This window comes from Bacillus sp. RC51, from assembly GCF_044908115.1.
Lineage (GTDB): Bacteria > Bacillota > Bacilli > Bacillales > Bacillaceae_G > Bacillus_A > Bacillus_A mycoides.
The window spans coordinates 1-2,612 of record NZ_JBIYCW010000035.1; the positions used below are offsets into that span (position 1 = coordinate 1).

Here is a 2,612-nt window from a genome sequence, read left to right on the forward strand (position 1 = left end):
AAAATAATCCTTTGTGCGACACGTTTCCTCATAAGTGTGCAAACACGAAGTAGGAGGGTTATTAATTTGATAACAACAACTGTTTGACTGAAAGTAGGAATGAAAGCCGTCAGGTTGAGCTGAAACTACTTATCTAATACTCCTACATGCAAGGCGTGATAGTAGTCACAAATTGTATGAAGCTAGGTGAAGTCGGCTGAACAAAACCTAAGTGAGAAATCATATGGTAATGGATAGGTCGGGATGCTACAAAATATCTATGGTGAGAATGTCTAAAATAACGGACTGGCGAACTTGCGAATGTACGGGTCTAAATTATTAATACAATAGAAATTTGTATGTCGTCAATGATGACGTTATCTACCGAAAAGTAAGAGTAAAGGATACGAAATTCGGAACATCTAACGATGAGGGTGTAAAGATAACAGGCTTAAAGCAAGCACCTAAGGATATATGTATAGCTAAGTCAATCGGAACGTGGTAAGCAAGAAACTGTCACCAACGCCTACTAGCGGACAGATGCATATAAGGTTCTAACGAACCGAAATTGCTTCATTCTTGTGAAGGTGGGGACAAAGTACCGACGAAGCATGTAACGAATGTGGAGGGATAGTCCCTAGTCTTGTTCTTTGAAAACTAAATTAACTAGATGTAACTCACAGGATCGAGTAAGATGATGGGACTTTTCGTAAGAAAGGGGAAATAATACATCGGTGAGTACAACATTACGACATGCAGAATATTACGATATACAAAAAGTGTTCGATGATTTATACCAACGTAGTGAAAATAACGCTACTAAAGGTGTAAATCTATATAAATACATCATATCAAAAGAAAATATTCTATTGGCATATAGAAGTATAAAGGCTAACAGTGGTTCTAAAACTGAAGGAACAGATGGTATCACAATCGACCATTATAAAATGGAAGATGTAAATTCCTTCGTTGACGATATTAGAAAAACTCTCACAAATTACAAACCAAATACGGTACGTAGGGTAGAAATACCTAAACCTAATGGGAAGAAACGCCCATTAGGAATCCCTACAATGAGAGATAGATTGATTCAACAAATGTTCAAACAGGTTCTAGAACCAATATGCGAGGCAAAATTCCACAAGCATTCATATGGATTCAGACCTAACAGGTCAACACACCATGCAATGGCTAGGTGTCAATATCTGATAAACAGAGGAAGATTTAGTCACGTAGTAGACATTGATATACAAGGTTTCTTTGACAACGTGAACCATTCCAAGTTATTAAAACAACTATACAACATAGGCATAACTGATAAAAGGGTGCTGACAATTATCTCTAAAATGTTAAAAGCACCAATCAAAGGAAAAGGTATTCCTACAAAAGGAACTCCGCAAGGAGGAATCCTAAGCCCATTACTTAGTAATGTTGTATTAAACGATTTGGATTGGTGGATATCTAGGCAATGGGAGAATATTAAAACAAGAAGACCATACACAACAGCAACCAAAAATCCATTGCTGATAAAAACAAAATTGAAGAAAATGCATATCGTTAGATACGCAGATGATTTTAAAATATTTACTAACAATCATCAATCTGCAATCAAAATATTCCATGCAGTAGAAGGTTATCTTAAAAATCAATTAAACCTTAATATATCTAATGAAAAATCGACTATAACTAACCTAAAAAGAAAATCTTCCGATTTTCTGGGGTTCTCTATCAAATCTGTTAAAAAGCGCGAAAGATATGTGGCAAACACACATGTAAGCGAGAAAAAGAAAAAGGATATCCTTGAAAAAGCAAAGACAAGGATTAAAGCAATTCAAAAAAGCCCATCAGGGAAAACAGTACAGGACTATAACTCTTATGTGCTTGGTATAAAAAATTATTACAAAATTGCAACACATGTAACTATAGACTTTGCTGAAATAGCCTTTCGTCTCTCGAAAACTTTGTTTAATCGTCTAAAATCAATAGGGAAATATAAGATTCCTACCAATGCGAATGCATTATACAAAAGAACTCATAGGAACAATTATAGAACCTTTGAAATAGCAGGCAATCATGTATATCCACTAGCGGACATACAAACACGATTCCCTCAAAGTTTTAGTCAAGACATATGCAATTATACTAAGCAAGGAAGACAAAAACTCATCAAAATCCTAAAAGGTAACATTGCCAATGAAATGCAAAAGATGTTGCTATCCTCCAATAAAGGACAAAGCATGGAGTATACAGATAACAGAATATCCAGGTATTCCATGCAAAATGGTAAATGCGCTGTCATCGGAATCTTCTTAATAGCTGAAGATGTGCACTGTCACCATAAAATACCGAAAGGTATGGGAGGAACTGACGAGTTTAATAACCTGATTATTGTACATGAATTTGTCCACAGATTGATTCACGCTACAAATGACGAGACGATTAGAACATATATGAGAATTCTTCAATTGAACGATAAACAATTGAAGAAAATAAACAAACTCCGTAAAGCTTGTAATCTAGTTACTTTAGTATAAAAGGATAAGATGGGGCGCTGTATGCGATGAAAGTCGCACGTACAGTGCTAAGCGGGGGAAAAGATGGAGATAACTTCAAAGTCTTACCTATCGCAACTA

At 35.6% G+C, this 2,612-nt stretch carries 1 protein-coding gene; it reads left to right on the plus strand.

What is annotated here, in order from left to right:
• The first annotated feature begins 713 nt into the window (after positions 1–713).
• On the plus strand, positions 714–2,513 hold the full coding sequence (gene ltrA, locus ABH959_RS29360; RefSeq protein ID WP_201052093.1) for a group II intron reverse transcriptase/maturase: 1,800 nt from the start codon (positions 714–716) through the stop codon (positions 2,511–2,513).
• Positions 2,514–2,612: the final 99 nt, after the last annotated feature.